This window comes from Flavobacterium reichenbachii, from assembly GCF_002217435.1.
Lineage (GTDB): Bacteria > Bacteroidota > Bacteroidia > Flavobacteriales > Flavobacteriaceae > Flavobacterium > Flavobacterium reichenbachii.
In genome coordinates this window covers 26,051-47,135 of record NZ_MUHF01000005.1, presented here as the reverse complement: position 1 = coordinate 47,135, position 21,085 = coordinate 26,051, and the positions used below count along the sequence as shown (strand labels likewise).

General features: G+C 32.8%; 22 protein-coding genes. 12 read left to right on the top strand and 10 right to left on the bottom strand.

Annotated elements, in window-relative coordinates; all coding sequences use genetic code 11:
• Positions 1-11: 11 nt before the first annotated feature.
• Positions 12-929, top strand: a complete 918-nt coding sequence (locus tag B0A68_RS05545) for a PorP/SprF family type IX secretion system membrane protein (RefSeq protein WP_035689596.1) — start codon at positions 12-14, stop codon at positions 927-929.
• A 10-nt stretch (positions 930-939) separates the two neighbouring features.
• Complete coding sequence (locus B0A68_RS05540; protein WP_035689594.1) at positions 940-2,862, top strand: OmpA family protein; 1,923 nt, start codon at positions 940-942, stop codon at positions 2,860-2,862.
• A gap of 11 nt (positions 2,863-2,873) precedes the next feature.
• Here the strand turns inward: B0A68_RS05540 and B0A68_RS05535 are convergent, their stop codons facing one another.
• The 4 genes from B0A68_RS05535 to B0A68_RS05520 form a co-directional block, all read right to left on the bottom strand.
• The gene (locus tag B0A68_RS05535) at positions 2,874-3,443 is read right to left on the bottom strand and encodes a hypothetical protein (protein ID WP_035689593.1); all 570 of its coding nucleotides are present in this window, start codon (positions 3,441-3,443) and stop codon (positions 2,874-2,876) included.
• A 31-nt stretch (positions 3,444-3,474) separates the two neighbouring features.
• The gene (locus tag B0A68_RS05530; RefSeq protein WP_035689591.1) at positions 3,475-4,257 is read right to left on the bottom strand and encodes a bestrophin-like domain; all 783 of its coding nucleotides are present in this window, start codon (positions 4,255-4,257) and stop codon (positions 3,475-3,477) included.
• A gap of 294 nt (positions 4,258-4,551) precedes the next feature.
• Positions 4,552-4,998, bottom strand: coding sequence for a hypothetical protein (locus B0A68_RS05525; protein ID WP_035689589.1), 447 nt, complete (start codon positions 4,996-4,998; stop codon positions 4,552-4,554).
• Between the two features lie 273 nt (positions 4,999-5,271).
• Positions 5,272-6,246, bottom strand: coding sequence for an alpha/beta fold hydrolase (locus B0A68_RS05520; RefSeq protein ID WP_084679202.1), 975 nt, complete (start codon positions 6,244-6,246; stop codon positions 5,272-5,274).
• Between the two features lie 89 nt (positions 6,247-6,335).
• On the opposite strand from B0A68_RS05520, the gene B0A68_RS05515 reads away from it, so the two are divergent.
• Both B0A68_RS05515 and B0A68_RS05510 read left to right on the top strand, forming a co-directional pair.
• Complete coding sequence (locus B0A68_RS05515; RefSeq protein ID WP_035689586.1) at positions 6,336-7,193, top strand: LysR family transcriptional regulator; 858 nt, start codon at positions 6,336-6,338, stop codon at positions 7,191-7,193.
• Positions 7,194-7,254: 61 nt separating this feature from the next.
• Positions 7,255-7,848 carry a leucine-rich repeat domain-containing protein gene (locus tag B0A68_RS05510; RefSeq protein ID WP_035689584.1) on the top strand — a complete coding sequence of 198 codons (594 nt, stop codon included), beginning with the start codon at positions 7,255-7,257 and terminating at the stop codon, positions 7,846-7,848.
• Between the two features lie 104 nt (positions 7,849-7,952).
• Here the strand turns inward: B0A68_RS05510 and B0A68_RS05505 are convergent, their stop codons facing one another.
• From B0A68_RS05505 to B0A68_RS05495, 3 genes are all read right to left on the bottom strand, one after another.
• On the bottom strand, positions 7,953-8,579 hold the full coding sequence (locus tag B0A68_RS05505; RefSeq protein ID WP_035689581.1) for an NAD(P)-dependent oxidoreductase: 627 nt from the start codon (positions 8,577-8,579) through the stop codon (positions 7,953-7,955).
• A gap of 1 nt (position 8,580) precedes the next feature.
• Positions 8,581-9,387, bottom strand: coding sequence for an inositol monophosphatase family protein (locus tag B0A68_RS05500; protein ID WP_051892912.1), 807 nt, complete (start codon positions 9,385-9,387; stop codon positions 8,581-8,583).
• Between the two features lie 79 nt (positions 9,388-9,466).
• Positions 9,467-10,327 (bottom strand): helix-turn-helix domain-containing protein, encoded by an 861-nt coding sequence (locus B0A68_RS05495; RefSeq protein WP_051892911.1) that lies wholly within the window; start codon positions 10,325-10,327, stop codon positions 9,467-9,469.
• Between the two features lie 234 nt (positions 10,328-10,561).
• On the opposite strand from B0A68_RS05495, the gene B0A68_RS05490 reads away from it, so the two are divergent.
• The gene (locus tag B0A68_RS05490) at positions 10,562-11,764 is read left to right on the top strand and encodes a tetratricopeptide repeat protein (protein WP_084679200.1); all 1,203 of its coding nucleotides are present in this window, start codon (positions 10,562-10,564) and stop codon (positions 11,762-11,764) included.
• A 77-nt stretch (positions 11,765-11,841) separates the two neighbouring features.
• On the opposite strand, the gene B0A68_RS05485 is transcribed toward B0A68_RS05490, so the two are convergent.
• Positions 11,842-12,909 carry a DUF4291 family protein gene (locus tag B0A68_RS05485; RefSeq protein WP_035689576.1) on the bottom strand — a complete coding sequence of 356 codons (1,068 nt, stop codon included), beginning with the start codon at positions 12,907-12,909 and terminating at the stop codon, positions 11,842-11,844.
• An 851-nt stretch (positions 12,910-13,760) separates the two neighbouring features.
• Between B0A68_RS05485 and B0A68_RS05480 the strand changes: the two genes are divergently transcribed.
• From B0A68_RS05480 to B0A68_RS05455, 6 genes are all read left to right on the top strand, one after another.
• Positions 13,761-14,294, top strand: coding sequence for a GNAT family N-acetyltransferase (locus tag B0A68_RS05480; RefSeq protein ID WP_035689831.1), 534 nt, complete (start codon positions 13,761-13,763; stop codon positions 14,292-14,294).
• A 304-nt stretch (positions 14,295-14,598) separates the two neighbouring features.
• Positions 14,599-15,387 carry an SDR family NAD(P)-dependent oxidoreductase gene (locus B0A68_RS05475; protein WP_035689829.1) on the top strand — a complete coding sequence of 263 codons (789 nt, stop codon included), beginning with the start codon at positions 14,599-14,601 and terminating at the stop codon, positions 15,385-15,387.
• Positions 15,388-15,615: 228 nt separating this feature from the next.
• Complete coding sequence (locus B0A68_RS05470; protein ID WP_035689574.1) at positions 15,616-16,422, top strand: phytanoyl-CoA dioxygenase family protein; 807 nt, start codon at positions 15,616-15,618, stop codon at positions 16,420-16,422.
• Between the two features lie 148 nt (positions 16,423-16,570).
• Positions 16,571-17,257: a CDP-alcohol phosphatidyltransferase family protein gene (locus tag B0A68_RS05465; protein ID WP_051892909.1), complete on the top strand. Its 687-nt coding sequence runs from the start codon at positions 16,571-16,573 to the stop codon at positions 17,255-17,257.
• A 1-nt stretch (position 17,258) separates the two neighbouring features.
• Positions 17,259-17,690 carry a GtrA family protein gene (locus B0A68_RS05460; RefSeq protein ID WP_035689571.1) on the top strand — a complete coding sequence of 144 codons (432 nt, stop codon included), beginning with the start codon at positions 17,259-17,261 and terminating at the stop codon, positions 17,688-17,690.
• 200 nt (positions 17,691-17,890) lie between these two features.
• Entirely contained in the window at positions 17,891-18,466 is a 576-nt protein-coding gene (locus tag B0A68_RS05455) for a DUF4833 domain-containing protein (protein ID WP_035689569.1), read from the top strand.
• A gap of 144 nt (positions 18,467-18,610) precedes the next feature.
• Here the strand turns inward: B0A68_RS05455 and B0A68_RS05450 are convergent, their stop codons facing one another.
• Positions 18,611-19,537, bottom strand: a complete 927-nt coding sequence (locus B0A68_RS05450; protein WP_035689567.1) for a hypothetical protein — start codon at positions 19,535-19,537, stop codon at positions 18,611-18,613.
• 100 nt (positions 19,538-19,637) lie between these two features.
• Complete coding sequence (locus tag B0A68_RS05445) at positions 19,638-20,042, bottom strand: helix-turn-helix domain-containing protein (protein ID WP_035689566.1); 405 nt, start codon at positions 20,040-20,042, stop codon at positions 19,638-19,640.
• A gap of 466 nt (positions 20,043-20,508) precedes the next feature.
• Between B0A68_RS05445 and B0A68_RS05440 the strand changes: the two genes are divergently transcribed.
• Positions 20,509-20,964 (top strand): response regulator, encoded by a 456-nt coding sequence (locus B0A68_RS05440; protein WP_035689564.1) that lies wholly within the window; start codon positions 20,509-20,511, stop codon positions 20,962-20,964.
• Positions 20,965-21,085 lie beyond the last annotated feature (121 nt).

Here is a 21,085-nt window from a genome sequence, read left to right as displayed (position 1 = left end):
AACTATCTGCTATGAGAACTAAATTATTTGCCTTGACCATTATGCTTGTAACACTTGGGAGTTATGCACAGCAGGATGCACAGTTTACACAGTATATGTATAACACCATTACAATTAATCCTGCGTACGCTGGGTCTCGCGGAGCTTTGAGTATTTTTGGTTTGTACAGAACGCAGTGGGTAGGTTTGGACGGCGCTCCCGAAACGAGTACTTTCTCCATAAATACCCCATTAAACAATAGTCGTTTAGGAATCGGAGCTTCATTAATTAATGATAAAATAGGCCCGACTAATGAAAATAGTTTGTCGGTAGATCTATCTTATACCGTTCAGACTTCTGCAGATTTTAAACTTTCTTTTGGAATTAAAGGAACAGCAAACCTATTCAATCTGGATATCAATAAACTGAATCCGGAAGATCAGGGAGATCCGCAGTTTCAGGATCTGGATAATAAATTTTCTCCCAATGTAGGCGCCGGAGTTTACTGGCATTCTGATAAAGCTTACATAGGTTTATCGGTTCCTAATTTTATTGAAACGAATCGTTATGATGATAATGATATTGCTATTTACAAGGATAAAATCAATTATTATTTAATGGGAGGTTATGTATTTAATCTGGATCAATATGAGTATTATAAATTCAAACCGGCAGTTTTGGCCAAGATGGTAGAAGGAGCGCCATTGCAGGTTGATATTTCAGCCAATTTTATGTTTATCGACCGCTTTGTCATTGGAGCTGCTTACCGATGGAGCGCTTCGGTGAGTGCTATGGCAGGGTTTCAGATAACCGATGGACTTTATATTGGCTATGGTTATGATCGCGAAACGACAAAATTAAATAATTACAATTCGGGTTCGCATGAGATATTTCTGCGTTATGAATTCATTAGCAGTAAAAACAAAATGACAACACCGCGTTTCTTTTAAAACGAATAATATGAAAAAGTATTCAATTCTATTTATAACTATTGCCTGCTTATCTGCATTTAAAAGTTATACGCAGGAGTCAAAAATTAACGCTGCGAATAAGGATTACAACAGCCTTGCTTATAAGGATGCGGTTAAATCTTATGAAAGGGCTGCAGAAAAAGGCTATAAGTCTGAAGAAATGTTTAAAAAACTGGGCAACTCGTATTATTTTAATTCAGATTATGAAGCTGCTGCAAGATGGTATGGAGAACTCTTTGCAATGGATAGTGCAGCAGGGTCTGAGTATTATTATCGATATGCCCAGTGTTTAAAATCAATCGGCCAGTGGGATAAGGCAGATAAAATTATGGATGAGTTTAATACTATGTATAAAAAAGATTCCAGAGGAAAACTTTATAAAGAAAATATAAATTACCTCGATCAGGTTAAAGCCAATTCAGGACGTTATACGATCGAAGATGCAGGTATTAATTCAAAATATTCAGACTATAGCGCCATAGTGCATAATAATAAAATCTATTTCGCTTCTGCCAGAGATACGGGTAATTTTTCAAAACGAAAACACAAATGGAATAATGAATATTTCACCAATTTATACGAAGCTGATCTGGATTCATCAAAGGTCAAAAAAATTAAATCGGTCGTAAATTCAAAATTTCATGAATCCTCTCCTGTTTTTACCAAAGATGGCCGCACAGTTTATTTTACAAGAAATAATTATGTAAATGGGAAAAGGGGAAGAGACGAAAATAAAGTGACTTTAGTGAAAATTTACAAAGCCAGTTTTGAAAATAACAAATGGACCAATATAGTAAGTGTCCCTTTTAACAGTGATAATTATAGCACAGGACATCCGGCTCTCAGTGCTGATGAGAAAACTTTATATTTTTCTTCTAATATGCCCGGGAGCTTTGGCCAGTCGGATATTTATAAAGTCAGCATAAATGGTAGTGGAGGATATGGAAATCCACAAAACCTAGGAAAAAATATCAATACAGAAGGAAAAGAAACCTTTCCTTACGTTACCAGTGAAAATGAAATTTATTTTGCCTCTGACGGGTATCCTGGCCTTGGAGGATTGGATGTATTTGTGGGGAAAATTGAAGACAACGGTATCATCAGTAATATTCAGAATCTGGGTTCTGATATCAATTCACCAAAAGATGATTTCGCTTATATCATCGATCCTGTTACCCGAAAAGGATATTTCAGCTCCAATAAAGACGGAGGGCATGGATCAGATGATATCTATAAGTTTACAGAAACCAGAAAATTAAAATGTATTCAAAATTTGGAAGGAATAATAACCGATGCTGAAAGCGGTACTATTCTGCCAGATACAAAAGTGATTCTTTATGAGAAAGAACAGATCAAATTTACTGCAGTTTCTGATCCAGAGGGCTTTTATAGTTTACCCGCAGCATGCAGTAAAACGTATACGATACGTACTGAAAGGAGAAATTATGACAAGAAAGAAATAAGTGTAACTATAGCGGCGCTTAATGGAAAAACTAATGTTTCGATTGCTTTGAATAAATCTGCCTGTCAATTAATTGTGGGCACCGATTTGGCCAAATGCTTTGGAATTAAAGTGATTTATTTTGATTTAAACAAATCAGATATTGTTAGTCAGGCGGCATCAGAATTGGAAAAAATACTGGTGGCTTTAAACGAGAATCCTACAATGAAACTTGATATCCGATCGCATACTGACAGCCGAGGATCTTATAAATACAATGAAACGCTGTCGGATCGAAGAGCTAAATCTACCATGCAATGGCTGGTCAGTAAAGGAATTGACCCCGATAGACTAACTGCGAAGGGTTATGGAGAAAGTAAGCTTATAAATGCATGTTCTGATGGAATGAAATGTTCCGATGAGGAGCATCAGGAAAACAGACGAAGCGAGTTTATTATCACTCATATATAGCGTGATAAAAGCTATTTTCTGCCAAAACTTTTCGCAATACCTATTCCGATGGTCCAGGTATCATAGGCATTCCATTTAAAGTCATATCCAAGATTTCCTAAAACTTCCCATCCTTTAGGAAGTTCATAACCGTATTCGATGCCGGCGCGGGTTAAAAAAAAGTTCTCTTCTTTGGCAAATTCACCTCCCATTCCCAGTAAAAAACTCCAGTGATCATCGAGTTTGTATATTCCCATTAGAGCAGGAGCAATTGGATAGCTTCTTTCAACTGTTTCCTTTTCTTCTCTGCTTTCAAGATTTTTTTCAACTTTAAATTTTTCGATTATTATATCTGTATGAAGCCCTACAGCCCAGTGAGAACTTAAGTGATACGTATAGTCAATTCCCCAGGCGGGTAATGAAAGCACCTCTCTGTTCCCTTCTTCGTTTCTGCCTTCAAATACATGTGCATGGCTGATAACAATTCCAAGCTGATGATGCGGAGAAAATGATTCTTCACTTTCCTGTGCATTGCATAATTTTGCCATCAACAATGTTGTACAGAACAATATAGATTTTATTTTGAATGGAATTATCTGCATTTTAGTTAATTGTAATTTATTTTTCAAAATTTTACAGACCATGTAATTGCTTATGAAGCGTAATTATTGGCGCTTGATTCAATGTCATAATTCCTGTTTCTGGTCGATCTAAGGCTAATATTAAAAACATTACAGATGAAAAAATGATGGAAATAAAAACAGCAAGTACGTTGTTTTTCCTGCCCGAAATTCCAAACTGATAACCCAGAAGGGACATTGAAAAGAGCGTTATAATGAATAACACCCAGAGTATTGCTAAAGGAATTCGGTATTCAAAAGTAAATGTGATTCGTTTATTATAGTTTTCAACAAGATTATTTACAGATGTTGTGTATAAAGAATAGGCTTCTGAGCTGCGATCCTGCTGGGCTAATGTTTCTGAATATTTCCAAAGAGTATTCAGTATAGACTGTGACTGCTGTTTTAAGTTTTGCAGCTGACTCATTGTACCTTCTTTTGCAAAGGTGATACGAAGATCTGTATATTTAATGAGAGATTTTCTTGAATCAGAGCGGTAAGGTTCAGGAATTAATCCTGACTGCAGATAAGCTGTCCGTATAATTGTTACTTCCTCCAGCAGAAGTTCCTTTCTGTTATTATAGCGATTGTCGACAATTTGAAAGGTAAAAGCAAGCATAAACGCGAGTAGTCCAAGGGCAGCACCTACAACTGAACCTACTGGAGAGTCATTTATTTTGCCATTCTTTTGTTTTAATTTAAGCCCATAATACTGACCTGCTATAATCGGAAGCAGGATAATGAGAAAAGGAATTAGAAACATTCCTGTAATTTGGATAAAACTTACACTGCCCATATAAACCGTTTAAATTGATTGTAAACCAAGCTAAAGAATTTGGGAAATAAATAGGAAATGGATAATGTGTTTATTTCATTCAGCTAGGTTAATTTATTCAAGCATAAAAAATTAGGATACACAAAGTACTGATATTTTATCATCAGCTTTTATTTGCTCGATCCAGAATTGTGTTGCAAATTATAAAATGAAACCAATTTTATTGAGTTATTTCTAAACGTAAATCTTTCGGTAGAAATGTATGTAATATCCAACTTTTAATAAATCTATTTTAATTTTTTAAAGTGATAAATTTTACCAAACCAGTCTGTATAATGTTAAGACGATTATCGTGAAAATATTGTGCAGGAATACAAGCTGAAGATAATATCCCTTAAAATTGCTGACTTTGGCTGATGGAATAATTATCAGCAGGAAGATCCAGCTTATAATTCTTAATAAGGCAGTTACCAATCCTACAGCGAGAGTTGTGGTCCATGAGATTTCTGTGAATTCGCAGTACCATATTAAGTAGTAAACTGCGGTAAAACAGAGTCCCATAAAATGGTTAATTACAGTGCTGGCAATAAATTTCGCTTTTAAGGAAAAATCGATATCAAAGAAAGTAAGAAGCCATGTTAGGAATGTTGGTTCACGATATATTTCGTTATTTGTTGCCGATACTATTTTGTAGAACAGCTGCAGAATGCAGAAAGCAATAGACCAGGAAACGATAATTTGAAAGAGCAGATAAAGTGCCATAAATAAGAATGGGTATGCATAAAATTTATACGTGTCAAATATAAGAAGATTATCTTATGAAGCTCTTTGTAAAGAAAATATTAAAGTTATTTTCGACTTATCATCTTCTGTTCTTTATGATCGTAATTAAATGAAAATAAATTTTGGTGCGATCATCACGATACTGCACGTGACACGATTCGTCCACAGTATTAAAACGAACAAATTTATTTACTTTATCTAAAAAAAACAGCGGTCTTTTATAACCGCTGTTTTAAAAATAATATATCCTGATTATTTAGGAAGTTTGGCAAGAAACAATAAGATATCAGCACCAATTTCTTTACAATGTGTTTCAAGGGCAAAATGACCCGTTTTGTAAAATTTTACTGTTGCATTTGGATTATCTCTTTTGTAAGCTTCTGCTCCCGCAGGTAGAAAATAAGGATCCTGATTGCCCCAGACCGCTAACATCATCGGTTTTTTATCTCTAAAATAATCTTGAAATTTAGGATAAAGCGCTACATTAGTTCTATAATCTTTTAAAAGATCAAGTTGTATTTCTATGTTTCCCGGGCGATCCAAAAAATATTGATCTAATATATAAGTTTCAGGTGCGATAAGAGCAGGATCTGAAGCACCTTCGTGATATTGAAACCAAGTAGATTCTTTAGAAACAAAATCCTTAAGAGAATCTCTGTTAGCCTGCGAAGGATCTTTCCAGTATTTTTGAATAGGATTCCAGCCCGTGCTTAATCCTTCTTCGTAGGCATTACCATTTTGTGATATGATGCCGGTTATTTTTTCCGGATTAGCAAGCGCTAATCTGTATCCGGTTGGTGCGCCGTAATCGAATACGTAAATCGCAAAACGTTTTAAACCAAGCTTATCGATAAATCCCTGCATAGTGTTAGCCAGATTGTCAAAAGTATATTGAAAACTAAGATGATCCGGCGCATCAGAAAAACCAAAACCTGGCAGGTCAGGAGCTATCACATGATACTTTTTACTCAGCATAGGAATAAGATTTCTAAACATGTGAGATGATGTTGGGTAACCATGCAGTAATAATACAGTAGGAGCATCTTTAGATCCCGCTTCGCGATAGAATATTTTTAATCCGTTAACTTCTACAGTACTGTAATGAGCGGCTTGGATTTCAGTATTTTCTTTTGTAGTCAAAGAATTTTTTACTTGTGCATTTACAGCTGTTTCCGGCAATGATACTATAGTTAGTATTGCAGCTGCCGATTTAATTATATTTTTCATATTATCAATTGTTTAAAACAAAAATACATTCTATATTTGATACCTGAAAACGATTTATAACGATGTAATTAATCACTAAAAGTGATACTATGAATAGTAATGACCTGAAAATATTTGAGGCCGCAGCGACACTCGGCAGTTTTACAAAAGCGGCAGAAGCAACCTTTACAGTACAGTCTAATGTAACGGCACGCATAAAAAATCTCGAAGATGAATTTGGAGCTGAACTGTTTAGGAGAGTATCCAGAAAAGTAGTTTTAACTGAGGCAGGAGAGACACTCTTGCAATATGCTAAAAAAATAGGACGTTTGTTAGATGATGCAAAAAGTGATATACAGAGTGCAGACAAAATAGGAGGGACAGTACGCATAGGATGTATTGAAACCACTATGGCTCTTAAAGTACCCGAAATCATTAAAGGTTTTGCAGAACTTTATCCAAATGTAGAGCTTGAATTTTATTCTTCAATGTTACCCGCTTTGATACAAGATGTAATCAGTTATAAACTTGATGCTGCATTTGTTGCAGCACCTGTAAATATTCCGGATTTACAGCAGCTTGTTGTTCGTGATGAAGAACTTGTAATAATTGCAGGCGGCGATGTCGAAAAGCTTTCAGTCCTATTAAAACAGGAACCTTTAAAAATAGTAGTTTTTGGCCAAGGTTGTTTTTTCAGGGCGAGACTAGAAACATGGCTCGGTTCAAAAGGAATACTTCGCTATAAAAGTACGGTACTCAATTCGATAGAAGGCGTTATCAATTTTGTTGAGGCAGGTATCGGCATAAGTTTACTGCCAGCAGAAGTGGTGAATCAGTATTATAGTAAAAGGAATATAAAAACTTTTCCTATTAGTAAAGAGCTCGCTGCTATGACCACACTACTGATCTATAGGAATAATGAGATACCTTCTAAGGCTTTAAATGTATTTTTAAATCAATATCGCTGATACCTTTATCCCGCTATCTTGAAAACAAACTCATAGTTGTATCACCAATATAAACTAGACAATGAACCTATTTCGAAAAACTGAATTTTCATCTTTGACTGAAGCTTCTAAAAGTCCCAAAAATTGCAGGAAACTAATACTAACATTTTACGATCAGAATTTAAAAGATCAAGGTGAAATTTTTTCAAAATTTATAAATCTAGAAGTTTTAGAGATGCAAGCTGATCCATCGATTTATTATTTAGATGATTTTGAGTTTCCTGCTGAAATAGGCCGGCTAAAAAAAATTAAGAAAATTTCATTTCTAAACTTTCCTCTGAAGATTATTCCAGAATGGATTTTTGACTTAGAATCGTTGGAATACCTAACAATTAGAGGAAATGATATCGAAACAATTCCGGATTCAATATCTAGATTAGAAAAATTGAAAACACTTCGAATTGAAAACTGTCCTTTAAACAAAATTCCAAATACATTAAATCAGATGAAAAGTTTGCAGATTTTGGGATTTTCAGACACAAAAATTACAGACTTAAGTTGGAATTTATTTCCGTGTAATTTGAAAGAAATTAATTTTTCCGGTTCAGGAAAATATCAAAAGGAAGATTTAGAATATTTAAAAACGAAAATGGTAAACACTATAATATATCCATAAAATTACGTGTCACTTCAGCCCGCTGGAAATATTAAAAGAACTAAGTTTTACAAAATTACTTTAGTTTTTGTGGTAAATTAGAAGGAAACTCAATTTTTTCTCTATTAATTTGTCAACGTTACGTATTGATATAATCTCACCGGGTTTTCTGCTTCTGTAATTAAGTAATTGGCAGCATCGGCTCTTGAAATCTTTCCAACTTTCATTCCTTTTTTAAGTTCGGATATTATTTTATAATTGGAGCCTGCATCTGCGTCTGTAAGCATTCCTGGTCTTATAATTTCCCATTTTATACTGCTTTTAGTGATTATTTCCTCCATTAAGGTTTTATTGATGTACTGGTCTTTAAGGAATAAAGAAATAACCGTTCGCATAAAAAAGTTTAAATAATTTTTACTTTCACCTGCACCAAAACCTGTAATAACCAAAACCGGTGAAGAGAAATCCAGCTCATCAACCGCCTTTGTTAGTGTATTGGCAATATCAGAAAATAAGGTCGTTGCTTTTTTATTTTTTGTTCCGACGGTTATAAGTACGGCATCAGATCCCTTAATGGCATTTTTTAAATCTATTGGCGATATTGCGCTGCCATTTATTTTGATGAGGTTCGGATGATTTGGAATCTGATCTGTATTTGTTGATAATGCCGTTACAATATGTCCTTTTTTGAGTGCCTGTTTTACAGATTCTAATCCAATTCCTGCTCCGGCTCCTATAATTGCTATATTCATGTTAGTTTGTTGATTTAATTTGCAGATATTTTTCTGTAATACTTTTTGGTCCAGCCAGTAAACTTTCGCTGCCCCATTTCCATGAAGTTCCTTTTGTGGTCAGGATTTCGGCTCCTGCTTCTTTGGCAATAAGTAATCCGGCAATCCAGTTATAAGTATCGAGATCTTCCTGAACAAACAAGTCGATTCTTCCTGCACCTACATAAGCCAATTGTAAGCCGTGTGGACCGTAATTTCTAACGATTCCAAAATTCTGAAGTAGTTTCGTTACCGTAGAGCCAATTTCTTCATTTAGATTATTATTTGATTTATCTTGATGCCCATACTCAAAAACGGCGAGCATAATGGCCAAATCTGTTTTACGGCTTATTTGCAGTAACTTTCCATTCATATAAGCACCTTCGCCGTCTTTTGCCCAAAAAATTTCGGAGGCTAAAGGATCGTAAATTACAGAAAAGAAAGGCTTTCCATCACGAATAAGCGCGAGATTTATGGTCCATCCTGCAATATGCTGCAGGTATTGAATTGCGCCATCCATGGCATCACAAAGCCAGTATTCTTGCTGTTCAGCTGGATTTTTTTGTGAATTGGTATCAAACTCGTCGCCAATATGCCAGGGAGTATTTGGGAATTCTGGAGATAAATCTTCTTTTAATGAACCCAGACACAAGTTATCGATATCTTCTAATTGTTTTAGAAGCTCGTTCATACTTTGCGGAATTTCATTTTGCTTATAGCCTTTTAAAAAGACATTCCCTACCTTTTTTACTGCATCGAGTATGATGGGAATATTGATTTCGTTTTGCATATTATTATAGTATTAATTACAATGCAAAGCTAGTCGTAGTATGGTTTTTAATGTAGTTTCAATAAAGGGAATGATAGTCCTAATCACGGAATTTTTTCCGAAACTCAAGAGGAGTGAGGTTTGTTACTTTTTTAAAAAGTTTTCCAAAATAAACCGGTTCCTCATAACCAACTTCATAAGCTATTTCCCTGACGTTTTTATCTGTAAAATAAAGCAGTCTTTTGGCTTCCATAATCGATGCTTCCTGAATATGAATAGATACAGGGCTTCCGGTTAATGATTTTACGGTATCATTTAAATGCGCCGCCGAAATAGAAAGTGCCGAAGCGTATTGAGCAGGTTGTTTCCAGGTTTTAAAATGCTCTTTTGTTAGTTTTATGAAAGTTTCCTTAATTATAATACTTCGGTTTTCTTTCTCTTTATCAACAGATAAATTAGGAACCAGTTCTCCGGCAATCAGGCTCAAAAGACCATTCAATAAGGAATGAATACTTTTTTGAGTGTAATTATTTGTATTTTCTAACTGCACTTTCTCTATTAAATTCATTAAAACAGAAAGGTGCTGGCAAAAATTAGATTCTTGTTGAAGCAAAAATGGATTGTCGATTTTGCTTTCTAAAACCTGTACTATTTCTTTACTAACCAGCGACGGATCAAAACTAATCATCCATCCTTTTGGATCTTTTACATTTATAATATGATGTACTTGTTCAGGAAATACACAAAGTAAGGCCGGAGCAGTAAATTCGACATTTTCAAAATCAATATTTAATTTGAATGTCCCGTTTAAAGCGAACATCAATTGACAATGATTATCCCGATGTGGTTTCGAAATATCGTGTTCTTCAACATCTCGATCTTCCATATTAACAATGATGATCCCAGCCTTAGCAAGAGGCGAAAGTTCAAATTGTGTAATAGTTTGGTTTTGGTTTTTCAAGATTACAATAGCATCATTATACTTGCAAAAATAGAGATTAAAATATCAAATGTTTCAAATTTCATTCTTAAACAAAATAAAAAACTGTTTATGTACAGCCATGCTTTATGATCCAAATCTAAAGAAAGCTGTTTAAAAAAAATAAAAGATTTTAAGCTGTGCAATAATGTTTTATCCTAAAATATTAAAAAATGAATTATTATTGTATTGCCAAATCATAAATTATTTAAAGTAATGAATATCCCGTACCTGCTGCCAATGTTGTTTTTTCCATTTATAGCCAGAGCACTTCTGGTAACACTTCACGAATTAGGCCACGCAATACCCGGAATGTTGTTTACTAAAGAAAAAGTTACCCTATATATTGGATCATATGGAGATCCTGAAAAAAATATCGATTTTAGGATTGGTCTTCTCGAAGTATCATTAAATTATAAAAATCTGTGGATGAGAAAAGGTTTATGTATCGCTGCCACTAAAACTTTACCCTTAAATCAGCAATTAATTTATACGGCAGGCGGGCCGGTTTTTCCATTTTTGATTTCGTTGCTGTTATATTGTTTTCCGCCTCGATTTGAATCCGAAACAGGTCTGGAGCTCTATTCAACTTGTGCTCTTATTTTTATGTTCGTCGCCTTATTAGGTTTAGTTTTTAATCTTATTCCAAAATCGGAGCCAATAGAGTTAGATAACGGACAAAAAGTATACAATGACGGTGAGAACATTCGCAGACTTTTGAAATATAATGATGTTATTTCGAAATATACTCATGCAATGAATCTTTACAAAAATAATGAGTATGCCGATGCAATAATTTTACTGGATGAATTATTAGAAAAAAAAGAATTACGTATATCGGTTTACCGTTTAAGTATTAGGGTTAATATGCTGGTTGAAGATTATGAAAAAGCCAAAAGATTAGATGATATTTTTACAGAAGAATTTCAATTTAATCCCCAATTCCAATTTAATTCTGGTGATTATAATAACAGAGGTTTAATCTACGAAAAAATTGGCTCTATAGATAAAGCATTCGAATACTTCGATAAAGCAATCGAATTGGATCCAAATAATATAAACGCATTAAATAATAAAGGATATTACTTAAATTTTTATCATCGTTATGAAGAGGCAGTCTCAGTATTTGACAAAGCTATAGAAATAGATCAATCAATTTCTTTTTTTTATACGCACAGAGCGCTGGCTAAGATAAAGACTGGAAAGGCAGATGAAGGTTATCTGGATATTCAGGAAGCTTTGAAACAGGAACCCGACAGCGCCTATAATATCAAAACCCTCGGAATTTATTATCTTGACCAAGGAGAAGCAGATAAGGCATTACAGTTTTTTTTAAAAGCAAAAGAATTAGATTTTGAAACCGCTAATATTGAAGAATTAATTCTGGAGGCAGAAAAAATGAAAGAGCAAAAAAAATGATTATTCTTTTTATTTAATGATTTACAAACCATTTTATGAATGATTTAAAGAAATTATCTTTCTGAGATTAAAGTTATTTACATCCATTTCTCATCAATAAGTGCGGGTTTTTCAAAATCAACGATCCTTTCTTTAGGAATCATTAATCTTTCCATCTGATTTTGGTCGATATATTGTTTTTGCTCTTTGATAAAATCAGAAGTATCTAATACAAATTCAATTTTCTCTTTTACTAATTTCTCAAAATCTTCTTCAGTCAAATCCAAATGTATGGTTTGTCTTTCGATTTCTCTTCCAAAATAATCATAATCTGGATTCCATTTAGGTTTTACTTTTTGTAAAATTTCTTCCAAATCTTCTTTTTTTAGCCAAACAGCCAATACGCTTTCTTCATTTTCTTTTTCTCTCAAACTGTAATGATGCATTATTGATAGAAAACTTAGTTGTATTGAATTTGCTTTCAAACTACTATAGTCAGGCTTCTCAAGGTCCTGGCTTTCTATAATAGAGGCAGCTGTACTTTTCTCATTAACAAGATATAATACAATATATTCCTTTGATATATAATTATATGGTGGAGTATCAATAGTATCAAGGTTTTTCATTACATAACCTATTATATCTTGTCCATTTTCGGGTAACTTATTTAGTCTGTCTGAATAACTTTCGAGTGCTATCGCAAAACTTTTATAGTGGTTTTTTCCTAATACGGGAACTTTTCTTCTGAACTCAAAATCCCACAAGATCAGTCTTTTAATGGCGTATTTAGCTATTGTTTCATTGGCTTGTTGTTCTATTTGTACTAAATAATTTTTAGCTTCATTAGTACCAATATCTGCCAGTGCCCAGGTGCATTTTCTCTGCAAAGTAAAATATTCATTCCATCTAATATATTCAAAATCAGAAAATGCGACTTTAAATAATGTTTCTGCCGTAATAGGATTTGAAATATCCTGAAAAGCGCTTGCCATATCTTCATGAGCCGTATGCCATTCTGATTCGAAGAGCTGACAAAGGAGTAAAAGAATTTCTTCGTCTTCTTCATAGGTATGAATAAAAGAAAAAGCATTTTTATACGCTTCATCTTTGTCTTTCTCTGCTATAATTTTTTTTAGTTTAATTAAATCAGTTTCTCTTTTGTTCATTAGTTTATTAAAGATTTGGATTTGAGTGATAGGCAATAACTATTAGTAGATCCTTTGAGCGAATATAAATAATTTAGGCTTTTAAATGAATTAACAAAGAAGATTAATTTTATTCGAGCCTTTCATTTTGAAAAGTTCACCATATCATTTTGATAGTAATCTCTAAATGTTATTATTTTTTTTAATTATTAATTATCTGTTAATTAATGGTTTGTGTTTTTTAAAGTGTTTTGGCATATCGTTTGTTTTTATATGAATTAAAGCAGTTACTTATAAGTAGTTAAAATAACAAAATTGATTTTGAAAACTACTTAAGTTGTTGTGACAACTGTACAAATTTCACCAATATCCTAAACATTATCAATCTAAAAGAACTATGAAAACAAATAAAACGAGAAGCAAGGAACTTACTAAACTATACTTATCAAATAAATCTATGCAAAGCAAAGACAGGACCATCAATTTAATAGTTTTTACTATAGTTTTCTTTATTACTGTTCTACTAATCTCTCAAATCCTTTAGGATATCAAAATGATAAAATAATATCATTTTGATAAACATTTTTATGAAGTAAGTAATATTGTTTTGATTGATCATATCAGATATACTGCTTTTTAGCAAGATTGAGCTAATTATAATCAGATGCTGGTATATAATTTGGAATTATTACTTCATTCAGATAAAGGATCATTAAAATATTAAACATACCTAAACAATTATGAAAATTATAGACCCGATAATAGACGCTAATATAAATCTTGCTGATAAAGGTTTTTTCTATAGAAACGCATTTCGTAAAAACGCAGTATTTTCCTGTGTTGAAGAAACGGAAGAACCAGTAGAATTTACTATTGAAAAAGCCAGGTCAGTTCATACTTTTTGGATCAAACAGATTTGCGAAGAGACCTTATCCTCTGCAATAGCCCGCGGAACGGGTATTTCTGGGCGTTCCCCAGAGCTGTTAGAAAAAAAAATGAATAAAGGAGAAGCAGTTATAGCTTTTGCATCGGATGGGAGATGGGCAGGTTTTGCCTTTATTTCTGTATGGGAAAATGGAAGCTATGTTTCTAATTCAGGACTTATTGTAGCGCCAGAGTTTAGACATACCGGACTGGCCAAAAAAATTAAAACGAAAATTTTTGAACTGAGCAGAAAATTGTATCCTGATGCCCGTATTTTCAGTTTAACTTCAGGACGTGCCGTGATGAAAATGAACCACGAACTCGGTTTTGAACCGGTTACTTTTTCAGAGCTAACCTCAGATGAAATGTTTTGGGAAAGCTGTAAATCATGTGTAAACTGTCCGATATTAATGAGTAAGGAAAGAAAAAACTGTTTATGTACAGCAATGCTTTACGATCCAAAACTAAAGAAAGCTGTTTAAAAAGATAAAAGGTTTTAAGCTGTGCAAGAATGTTTTATGCCTTATTATATTCAGTAATTAATAAATTATGTGTCTTTAGAATGGTATTAATAAAAGGAACCCTTATGAGACATTAAAACCAATTTTATATGCTGCTTAAGTGAAGTATAAGTATAAAAAAGCTCCAAATCATCAATTTGGAGCTTTTTTACTTGTGATCTCGACGGGACAAACTGAGGGTAGGGAAGTACAGAGTAACCATTATGCACGTTGCAGACCCAATGGTTTATAATTAATTTTTATATTTGATGATTAAATGAATAAAATGAGCGAAAAAACGAAACCGTATGCCTTAATAACTGGAGCCAGCAAAGGCATTGGTAAATCTATTGCTTATGAATTGGCTAAAAAGGGTTATCCGCTATTGCTGGCTGCAAGAAGTGAAGCCGAATTAAAAACACTTTCTGATGATCTTCAAGTTAAATACAGCATAAATGTTTCTATTTTATCAATTGATCTTTCGATAAATGGTGCATCGCTTAAAGTAACCGATTGGATAAAAATGAATAACTATACCGTTGGCATTTTAGTTAACAATGCAGGTTATGGTGTGTGGGGCGATTTTAGTAAATCTTCACTAACCGATCAGCTGGGCATGATGCAGCTCAACATGAATGTAATGGTAGAACTTTCGCATTTATTAGTACCTATACTTTCACAAGAAAAACAAGCTTATATTTTAAATATATCGAGTACTGCTGCCTATCAAGCTGTACCTACGCTGGCTGTTTATTCGGCTACAAAGGCTTTTGTTTTATCTTTTACCCGTGCTTTACGGTTCGAACTTGCCAAAACTTCCATTTCAGTAACCTGTTTTAGTCCGGGTCCGGTTGATACTGGTTTTGCTGCAAGAGCTGGTTTAAACGCCTTAAATAAAATGGCTGAAAAGTTTAATATGCAGCCAGATGAAGTGGCAAAAATGGCTGTAAAAGCCATGTTGAACAAAAAATCAGAAGTAATTCCTGGCTTTACCAATATCATCTCGGTTTATGCCAACCGTATACTGCCAAAGGCTTTTATCGAAAAAACTGCAGCCGGGATTTATAAAATTTAAATTTTTCAAAAAAAAAATAAAAAATATTCTTTGCAAATGAGAAATTATATTACATTTGTATAAATGTCTACTAATTCTATAGAGTATATCTAATATGAATAATAAGTTTAATTTTTCTAAAGATCGAATGCAGGTCAACATGCGAATGTGTTGTTGCTGTTGTTGCTGTTGCTAATCTTTTGGATCAAATTACAAACACTATTATTTCATTTATTAAATATATTTATTATGGTATCTTCTTATAAAACATTTACCCTTACTGGGCAATTAACTGCTGAGCAAATTGACTTTTTTAACGAACATGGCTTCATCCATTTCAAAAAATTTATAAATCCGGAAACGGTTTCATCCATCATCGATGCCTCCAAACAAGTGGAGCAAAAATGGATTGATAATGACCTTCAAAAAGTAAACGGTGTTCCAATAAAATACGGAAAAGATTTAGATGGCTCTCCAATTGTACAGCGTTTTGCTTTTATCAATCAGCATCATCAAACCTTAAGCGGTCTTTTGCTTGATCCAAGATTCAATAGTTTATTACCATTGGCAGGCGATGGTTCAAGATTAGGTACTGAAGAAAAAGACGGAATGGTTTTCAATCATTATATCAACGGACCCGAAAGTAAGTTTACTAAAATGGGCTGGCATACAGATGGTTTGAGAGACATTTTTTATGGTGGCAAATTAAACCCGATGCTCAATGTGGGTATTCACTTAAGCACTTTAAAGCCTGAAAACGGCGGTCTTAAAATTATTCCTGGTACGCACAAGCAAAGTATTTATCAAATGCTTTTTCGCAAAAAATACTTTTTAGATAATAAAGCAGATTCAGAGGAAGTTTCCATCAATCCAGAAGCCGGAGATTTAACCATTCACGATGGCCGTTTGTGGCACAGAGTGGCAGAATCATCAATCCGTGGCGAAGAGAGTAGAAGAAGGGTTATTTATATTCCGATTATAGCAGGAAAATACGCTCCTAAAAACGAGAACAGTCCAACAGTTTTCTATCAACGTTTTGCGGGAATTGTTAAATAGTATGCTGTTTATCCTCGCATTTAGTTATCTGGTTAGATCAGGTAAGCTAAAAAGTACCACCGATTTTTTAAAAAATACGCAAAGAAAGATAAAATTAAAAATTATCTAGGATTGGCTCTATATTAGGCTTATTAATATTAGTTTACTAATGGAAAAAGAAATACAGGTTGAAGATTATAGTACAATTACACAAAGAACTTTTTCAGACCGTAAGCGAACTAATATTTTAAAAAGAACAGAACAGCTAACGATTGTTTTTTTGCTTCCGAAAGTACCTAAATTCATTTCGCCAAACGTACTCACTTTAATTGGTACATTGGGTTCGGGATTCGTTTTTTTAGCTTTTGTTTTAGGTGCTTATGTAACAAATTGGTATTTGCTTTTGGGTATTATCGGTTTGGTTATAAACTGGTTAGGCGATTCTTTAGACGGAAGATTGGCATATTATAGAAATATGCCGCGTCGTTGGTATGGTTTTGCACTCGATATTATTGCCGATTGGATTGGTATTGTAGTTATAGGCTTTGGCTACTACATTTATGCTGAAAACGGTACACAAATAGTAGCCTTTGCTTTTGTCGCATTGTATGGCTGGTCTATTATCATCAGCCAGTTACGGTACATGATTACAAATGAATATAGTATAGATTCTGGCTTTGTCGGCCCTACGGAACTTCGGCTTATTATTGCTTTCATTTTAATTGCAGAAGTTTTGTTTCAGGGATCCATTACCTATTTAGCTGGCTTAATAACTATTGTTTTATTGATAATCAATGTTATAGATAGCTTAATGCTTTTAAAGTTGGGCGATTTAAAGGATAAAAACCAAATTTAATATGTTCAGGAAAAAAGCCGTTTTCACTTTTCTACAAGCACAAGTTGCGGCATTTTTAGGCGGTATTACCGATTACGGTTTAATGATTTTATTAACCGAAGTATTTAAACTGCATTTTACTTTTTCTATCCTAATCTCCGGAACCGTTGGTGCCATTATTAATTTCAGCATCAATAGATTTTGGGTATTTAAAAATCAATCCGGTTATAGCAGTCCCATCAACAGTCAGCTTTTTAAATTTGCTTTGGTGATGTTGGGAAGCATTACCTTAAAATCATCTGGTACGCTTATTTTGCAAAAAGTATTTCAAATCGATTACAGAATCGGAAGATTAATCACGGACTTATTTGTTTCGTATGGATTTAACTTTCCACTGATTAAATATTGGGTTTTTAAGGTAAACGAAAAGCAGAATGTAATCGAATCAAATTAATTCGTGTAGTTCAAAAAAAAACTCATTCAACGCATAGAAACATAGGTTTTTGTTTCGTAAAAAGAATATACAAAAAGAAACTAGTTTCTAACACATAGCTATGTTTGTTAATACAAGTGAAACGCCTTTTTTAAGCGTCCCAAATCTATGTTTCTATGTGTTAAAATAATTCCACCCAACGGTTTATCTAAATTTCGTTTATGAATAAATTATCATTTAAACATTTTAAAAAATCACTAATCGTAATCACGATCTTAGTAAATATAATTTCTGCAGATCTATTGGCGCAATCCAAAAATCCCTCGCCATTACATTTTCCAACGCCTAAAAATATAGACAATATGTTATTCTATATTCAACGCGACCCCAATATAAACACTGCTATTTATGCCATAAACTATCAGGAAAATGGAAAAATAGACAAAAGCAATCCCATAAAAGCCTATTGGATGCGATATGCTGAGAAAGGAGAAAAAAAAGATTTTAGTTATATCCAACGCAAATTTGCATACGGAATAGAAAGTAAAACCCTGGATAATGAGGAATTTGAGCTTCAATTTGTATCCTATAAAAAGTTACCTTTTACTTTGAAAAAGTTAGATTCAGATCAAAAATATCATGTTTTTGTAAATCTAAATCAAAAAAAAATACAAGTAGAAAAAATATTTGTGCGCATTGAAGGAGGTTCTTTTTGGTTACCCAATGTAAAGTATGCCGAAGTTACCGGAATTGAAACTTCATCAAATAAAATAATTACGGAAAGGATGTTGTTATAATGAGATAGCTATATACTTGGATGCACCAACGCTAGCTAGGAAATTCTTTCCGTGCTAGTCCTATATTAATAAAAACTAGATTTTCTGTTTTTAAAGCTGTTAAGATATATTTGCGGAGACATACTATAAATCCGCGCGATCGGATTAATAGTATGTAATTATATATTTATTTTTTCGAGTTTTACCATTTCTATAATCCTTGGTAATCTTTTCAATAATATTATTTGTATCGTCGTACTTATTTTCAGTTTTTAGAATTAAGATCTCTTTTGTATAATCTTCTTCAATCAATAACAATTCTTTTCCAGAAAAGGTCAAAACTTTTTTTAATGAATTATCTTTATTCTGGTATTTAATCACTTTTGTTAATTTTGTTTTCTCATCATAAATAAAATCATCATTGTTGAACTTGTAGTAGTCGTAAATACTTTTGTAGAGTGGTATTTTTGAAGGGAATTTAAAGTTTTCGGTAATAAATTCTTGACCTTTACCATCTGAAGCTATTTTTTTAATAATACCGTTATTATAAAAATACTCTATATACGTTATTAAAGCTTTTCCAATTGTATTGTCAGCATTTTGTTGCGTAAAAACTTCTTTAATAAGTCTATTAAGTGTATCATATTTATATTCTGTGCTTCGTTCAATCCACCTTTTATTATTACTATATTCTGTGTGTTTGTTAATCAGTAAGTTCTGGGTTTTATCAAATTGATTATAATAGGAATTCGTTGTATCTTTTCTTAATGCAAGAATTGTATATTCAAAAGATGAATTTTCAGAATCGTTGTAATTTTTTATTGTGATGAAATTTTCATCTTTATAATAAATCATTCTTCCTTTAGAATCATATTTTTTATTGAAATACTGTGTTTTCGGATCATACCCAACATAATCTATTATATTTCCATCTTCATTATAAGAAATGCTTTTTTCTCTTTCATTATTTAAGTAAGTGATTACGGTTTTTACCTTTCCTTTGAAGTCTGAAACGGATAAATCATTACTTTGTGAATAAAAAGTGTTTACAATTAAAAAGAATAGGAAAGAAATAAGATAAGTTTGGCGCATCTGATTAATTTTATTTTACAGCTAAGATAATATAGAAAAACTCTCAACAAAAAAGAGACTTCAAAAGTCTCTTTGTGAATTATATATCTTCTATAAATAATTATTTATTAATCAATTTTTCAAGCCTCAGCATCATTTCATCTTTCTCTTTCAACATACGCTCGTACAATGCAATTTTTTCATCATATAATTGTACAATTTTATCAATAGGATTAAATGTACAAGTATCATTCTTTTGATAACCAACTGAACCGTTGTCAAATTTATTAGAAATAATATTGATCGCTTGCTCTTCATCAAAATTCTGAAAAGCTTCAACTGGAATTTTTAATACAGCCGAAATTTGTTTCAGCAGGCTTTCTTCAATTACATCTTTCTGCTCCAGCATCGAAATTTTCTTTTGGTTCCAGTCTTCACCCAGATCATAAGCTAATGCTTCCTGCTTTATGTTAAGCATTTCTCTAAAACGTTTTACGTTTCTTCCCTGATGTATTTTCTGTTCCATAACGAATATCAATTTTTCTAAAGGCTCAAAGATAAAGCCATTTAGATTAAAAATCCTGAATTTCAAAGATAAAAAAATATCCCACAAAACATCTATTTTGTCAGATTATATCCGCTTTTAGAATAGATTGTCGTTTTGAAACAATGTGATTTAGATTATGAATTTAAATGATATTAGTATGAAAATGAATAAAATATCGCTTAAAATAAGATATAGCTAAAACTTTATCATCTATTTTCTTTAAGTTATTGGTTATAATACAAAAACAAAAAAACGATTTCGTTGTATTTGGTTAGGATTGCTGCAAAGTATAAGTCCGCACAATATAAAAAGAAAATTAATTCTTCTGATTGCATCGACTTTAGCAATAAACTTCTGTTTTACTTGCTTTCCACAGAATGTATAGCTAATTTTACTTACATCATTGCAGCTTAACGGATATTGCTGTAATACTATATTAAGATAAATGAATAAAAAAATAATTTTACTGGTTGATGATGATTGTGACGATGCGGAATTTTTTAAGTGGGCAATGAAAGGAACAGAAGAGACTTTTGCAGTTGAATTTGTTGACAGCGGTGATGCAGCACTAAATTTACTTTCTGAATTGGAATCATTGCCTGATTTGATATTGTTAGATGCCGGAATGCCAAAAATGGATGGCTGGGAATTATTAAGACTCATTAAGCAGGATTTGAAGTTTGGAAATGTACCGGTCATTATGATGGCAACTTCCAACGGTTCGAAAGGTATCGGTGAAGCTCATTCTTTGGGTGCAGAAGCATACATTGTTAAGCCTTCTGACTTTAATGCATTAAAATTGATAATGCAGCAGCTTTGCATTGGAGTTCAGTCCAATTTAAAAAATACACTAGAAAGTATGCATTCAAATTTGCCCGAGAACATTTATACCTTTAGTTAGATACAGAACATCATTTTTAATATACAGAAAATGATAATATTGTGATTATTCTACTGGAACTATAAATCAGATTTAATGCTTTAAAAGCATACATAGTGCAGTGCACTCTCTAAATTTAGTT

Bases quoted from the DNA above. Each gene is read 5' to 3' on its own strand.
- B0A68_RS05545 (WP_035689596.1), top strand. From the start codon at position 12: ATGAGAACTAAATTATTTGCCTTGACCATTATGCTTGTAACACTTGGG.
- B0A68_RS05540 (WP_035689594.1), top strand. From the start codon at position 940: ATGAAAAAGTATTCAATTCTATTTATAACTATTGCCTGCTTATCTGCA.
- B0A68_RS05535 (WP_035689593.1), bottom strand. From the start codon at position 3,443: ATGCAGATAATTCCATTCAAAATAAAATCTATATTGTTCTGTACAACA.
- B0A68_RS05530 (WP_035689591.1), bottom strand. From the start codon at position 4,257: ATGGGCAGTGTAAGTTTTATCCAAATTACAGGAATGTTTCTAATTCCT.
- B0A68_RS05525 (WP_035689589.1), bottom strand. From the start codon at position 4,998: ATGGCACTTTATCTGCTCTTTCAAATTATCGTTTCCTGGTCTATTGCT.
- B0A68_RS05520 (WP_084679202.1), bottom strand. From the start codon at position 6,246: ATGAAAAATATAATTAAATCGGCAGCTGCAATACTAACTATAGTATCA.
- B0A68_RS05515 (WP_035689586.1), top strand. From the start codon at position 6,336: ATGAATAGTAATGACCTGAAAATATTTGAGGCCGCAGCGACACTCGGC.
- B0A68_RS05510 (WP_035689584.1), top strand. From the start codon at position 7,255: ATGAACCTATTTCGAAAAACTGAATTTTCATCTTTGACTGAAGCTTCT.
- B0A68_RS05505 (WP_035689581.1), bottom strand. From the start codon at position 8,579: ATGAATATAGCAATTATAGGAGCCGGAGCAGGAATTGGATTAGAATCT.
- B0A68_RS05500 (WP_051892912.1), bottom strand. From the start codon at position 9,387: ATGCAAAACGAAATCAATATTCCCATCATACTCGATGCAGTAAAAAAG.
- B0A68_RS05490 (WP_084679200.1), top strand. From the start codon at position 10,562: ATGAATATCCCGTACCTGCTGCCAATGTTGTTTTTTCCATTTATAGCC.
- B0A68_RS05485 (WP_035689576.1), bottom strand. From the start codon at position 12,909: ATGAACAAAAGAGAAACTGATTTAATTAAACTAAAAAAAATTATAGCA.
- B0A68_RS05475 (WP_035689829.1), top strand. From the start codon at position 14,599: ATGAGCGAAAAAACGAAACCGTATGCCTTAATAACTGGAGCCAGCAAA.
- B0A68_RS05470 (WP_035689574.1), top strand. From the start codon at position 15,616: ATGGTATCTTCTTATAAAACATTTACCCTTACTGGGCAATTAACTGCT.
- B0A68_RS05465 (WP_051892909.1), top strand. From the start codon at position 16,571: ATGGAAAAAGAAATACAGGTTGAAGATTATAGTACAATTACACAAAGA.
- B0A68_RS05460 (WP_035689571.1), top strand. From the start codon at position 17,259: ATGTTCAGGAAAAAAGCCGTTTTCACTTTTCTACAAGCACAAGTTGCG.
- B0A68_RS05455 (WP_035689569.1), top strand. From the start codon at position 17,891: ATGAATAAATTATCATTTAAACATTTTAAAAAATCACTAATCGTAATC.
- B0A68_RS05450 (WP_035689567.1), bottom strand. From the start codon at position 19,537: ATGCGCCAAACTTATCTTATTTCTTTCCTATTCTTTTTAATTGTAAAC.
- B0A68_RS05445 (WP_035689566.1), bottom strand. From the start codon at position 20,042: ATGGAACAGAAAATACATCAGGGAAGAAACGTAAAACGTTTTAGAGAA.
- B0A68_RS05440 (WP_035689564.1), top strand. From the start codon at position 20,509: ATGAATAAAAAAATAATTTTACTGGTTGATGATGATTGTGACGATGCG.